This is a genomic window from uncultured Roseovarius sp., assembly GCF_913054395.1.
Taxonomy (GTDB): Bacteria; Pseudomonadota; Alphaproteobacteria; order Rhodobacterales; family Rhodobacteraceae; genus Roseovarius.
On record NZ_CAJXIP010000219.1, the window covers coordinates 1 to 3,895 of the forward strand.

Annotated in this window: 3 protein-coding genes; 2 read left to right on the plus strand and 1 reads right to left on the minus strand. The window is 56.2% G+C overall.

What is annotated here, in order from left to right; genetic code table 11:
• A partial coding sequence (locus tag QZ522_RS18250; protein ID WP_294614960.1) for a hypothetical protein occupies positions 1-316 on the plus strand: 316 nt, incomplete at its 5' end.
• Positions 317-325: 9 nt separating this feature from the next.
• Positions 326-1,621, plus strand: a complete 1,296-nt coding sequence (locus QZ522_RS18255) for an ATPase (RefSeq protein ID WP_294614962.1) — start codon at positions 326-328, stop codon at positions 1,619-1,621.
• Positions 1,622-1,886: 265 nt separating this feature from the next.
• On the opposite strand, the gene QZ522_RS18260 is transcribed toward QZ522_RS18255, so the two are convergent.
• On the minus strand, positions 1,887-3,895 hold a 2,009-nt coding region (locus QZ522_RS18260; RefSeq protein ID WP_294614964.1), incomplete at its 5' end, for a DNA gyrase subunit B.

The window sequence follows — 3,895 nt, forward strand, 5'->3', positions numbered from 1 at the left end:
TTTTCGTGCGTTGCTAAATTTACAGTTGAACTCGGTTTTTCCCAAAAACAATGCTGCGCATTTCATACGTTCCACTTTAACTCAAATATTGCCAGCATGTTGGCAGGCCTGTGGCGGGGAAAAATACGTTGCAAATAAGTCACTTAATGGAAGTGCGAGATTTCAGATTTCTCCGTCCCAAACAGGTTCGCTGCACTGGCTCGCAGGCTTAATTTTCCCCAATCCTGAGCAGTTTGTTCCGCTGGACACTATAAAATGGTTGGATAGCCGGGCCTTATCACGCAGGATTACAACAAAATTTATGAACTGCCTTTAGGAGGTTCCATTGACCGTATTTACCTGTGCTACACCACCCAAAACAATCGAGGAAACTGGGTTAAGCTCTAGCTATCTGATCGGGTTGACCTGCAAGATCATGCATGAAAGCGGCACGGTCACGCCTGCCCAGATCGCCGAGCAGATCAGGCTGCCAAAACTGGTCTGCCGTCAGCTTATCAAGGAAATGACTGCGCTGACACTGGTCGAAGCCCAGGGCTTGGAAACGGCAGACATCAAATCTGATATCCGGTATTCACTGACGGATCTTGGCAAGAAATGGGCGCTCGAGGCGATGTTAATCTCGCAATATGTGGGCCCTGCGCCGGTCACCTTGCCGATGTTTGAAAAACAGATCAGGCTGCAATCCATCAACAACGAACAGATCCACCGCAACGAGATCGAAAAAGCGATGTCGCATCTGGTCCTGCCCAAGGGGCTGATGTCTCAACTTGGGCCTGCGGCGAATTCCGGGCGTTCGGTGTTGCTGTATGGTGAGCCGGGAAACGGCAAAACCTCTCTGGCCGAAGCCCTGGGCAATTCGTTTCATGACACGGTATTTTTTCCTCATGCGCTGCTGGTCGGAAATCAGATCATCCGGTTCTATGATGAAACCCTGCACGAGGTCGTTGACCTGCCCGAAGACACCGGTCCTATTGATGCCCGCTGGGTGGCCTGCAAACGACCCGTGGTGATTGCTGGCGGCGAATTGAGCCTTGATATGCTGGATCTGTCATTTGATCCTACCTCTCGGTTTTACGAGGCCCCGATGCACCTTAAGGCATTGGGTGGCGTGTTTGTTCTTGATGACTTCGGCCGACAATCATCAACGCCGCAGGAATTTCTCAACAGATGGATCGTTCCTCTGGAAAAAGGCTTTGATATCATGTCGCTACATACCGGCAAGAAGTTCACAGTGCCGTTCGACCAACTGGTTGTCTTTTCGTCCAACATGATGCCAGAGGAACTGGGCGATGGCGCGTCTTTGCGCCGGATTTATTTCAAGATCCATGTCCCCAGTCCAACCCGTGAAGATTATATCCAGATCTTTGAGGACGCCTGCGCTGAACATGATCTGGAATGGAAACGCGCGGTGGTCGAGGAATTTTTTCAGGCCGAGTACGAAGCCAAGAGCCATATCACCTCGGGTGCCCATCCGGGCTTTCTGATCCGTCATATCATCGCCGCCTGCCGTTATCTGGATCGCCCCGTAGAACTGAACATGGAGCTGCTGGAACTGGCAAGTCGGAACGTCTCGGCGGCCAAACGCGGAGGTGAGAAAACCAAGCCGTTCTGGAAAAGTTGACAACTGCCAACTTATGCCAGTTTTCGGTCTAAGGTCAGCGCAGGTATCGTCACATCAGAATGCCGGACGTTGTTGGCTTGTTGATGACGGCGCAAATGCTTCCGGCGTAACGCTCAGAGCATCAGCCGGTTTGAAAATTTAAGCAGAGGCATACGCGTTGTGATTCAGCATTTTGGCATGGAAAGCATAAGTATCGAAAAAGTAATGTTTTGATTTCCGATACTTACTGTGCGCCGCGAAAAATGCGCGTTTCCCTACAGTTGCCCTAGAAGTCCAGGTTCTCGACATTGAGAGCGTTGGCCTGAATGAATTCACGGCGCGGCTCGACGACGTCGCCCATCAGCTTGGTAAAGAGGTCGTCGGCCTCGGCCACGTCATCCACCTTGACCTGCAACAGGGTGCGCGCCTCGGGGTCAAGAGTGGTTTCCCAGAGCTGACCGGGGTTCATTTCACCCAGACCCTTATAGCGTTGCAGGGTCAGGCCCTTTTCGCCCTCTTTCAGGATTGCATCCAACAGGTCAAGCGGCCCATGGATCGGCTGCGCGCGCTCCTTGCGTACAAGCGTTGCAGGCTCGCGGTACACCTCGCGCAGGGTTTCGGTCATCTTGCCCAGCTTGCGCGCCTCACCGCCGCGCAGGATCGGCCCGTCAAGGGTCCGCAGTTCTTCGACGCCGCGCACCGTGCGGGTCAGGCGGATGCCCTGATCCTGTGTCGGGCGGCCTTGCCAGCCGCGTTCGTATTCGTTGGAAATAAGATCAAGCCGCGCGGCCACCGTATCGGCAACGCCTTGCAGGTCGGCATCGGCGCGCCCGGCCAAAAAGGCCTCGGCAATTGCTGCCTGTTCAAGGATGTGACGGGGGTAATGGGTCGCGAAGGCTTCCAAGATCCGCTTGGCCTGCCGCGCCTCTTCGACCACCCGCACCAGATCTGTGCCGATGATCTCTTCGCCCGAGCCAAGCCGCAAGACCGCATCCGCGGTGCCCTGCGAAATCAGGTAGTCCTCAAGCGAGGCCTGATCCTTGAGATAGACCTCGGATTTGCCACGCATGACCTTATAAAGCGGCGGTTGCGCAATATAGAGATAGCCACCTTCGATCAGCGCGGGCATCTGGCGATAGAAGAACGTCAGCAACAGAGTGCGGATATGCGCGCCGTCGACATCGGCGTCGGTCATGATCACGATCTTGTGGTAGCGCAGCTTCGAGATATCGAACTCGTCGCGCCCGATGCCGGTGCCAAGTGCCATCACAAGGTTTCCGATTTCCTGGCTGCCCAGCATGCGGTCAAAGCGCGCGCGTTCGACGTTGAGGATTTTGCCGCGCAGGGGCAAAACCGCCTGTGTGCCGCGATCACGACCGGTCTGCGCCGATCCACCGGCGCTATCACCCTCGACGAGGAACAGTTCGGTTTTCGACGGATCCTTTGACGAGCAATCCTTGAGTTTGCCGGCCAGAAAGTTCACATCCATCGGGTTCTTGCGCCGGGTCAGGTCGCGCGCTTTGCGGGCGGCCTCGCGGGCGTGGGCGGCTTCGATGATCTTGCCGACCACGACCTTGGCCACGGCCGGGTTTTCCTCGAACCATTCGGCGAGCTTTTCGTTCACCAGACCCTCGACCGCCGGGCGCACCTCGGAGCTGACCAGCTTATCCTTGGTCTGGCTGGAAAACTTGGGGTCGGGCACTTTCACCGACAGCACACAGGTAAGCCCCTCACGGGCATCGTCGCCGGTAAAGCTGATCTTTTCCTTGCGCGCGATCCCGGTGCTTTGGGCATAGTTGTTGATGGTGCGGGTCAGTGCGCCGCGAAAGCCCGCCATATGCGTGCCGCCGTCGCGCTGCGGGATGTTGTTGGTAAACGGCAGGACCGTCTCGTGATAGCTGTCGTTCCACCACATCGCCACCTCGACGCCGATATCGTCACGCTCGCCGGTGATAAAGATCGGTTCCGGCATGGCAGGGGTTTTGTGGCGGTCGAGATATTTCACGAACTCCTTGACGCCACCCTCGTAAAACAGGGTGGTTTCAAGCGCTTCGGCGGGGCGTTCATCACGCAGGATGATCCGCACCCCGGAATTCAGAAAGGCCAGCTCTCGCAAGCGCTTTTCAAGTGTCTCAAAGCTATAGTCCAGGTTCGAGAACGTCTCGGTCGAGGCCAGAAAGCGCACCTCGGTGCCCTTGCGGCCCCCCGCATCGCCCACAACGCGAAGCGGTTCTGTGGTAAAGCCGCCGGCGAATTTGGCATAGTGTTCCTTGCCATTGCGCCAGACCCGAAGTT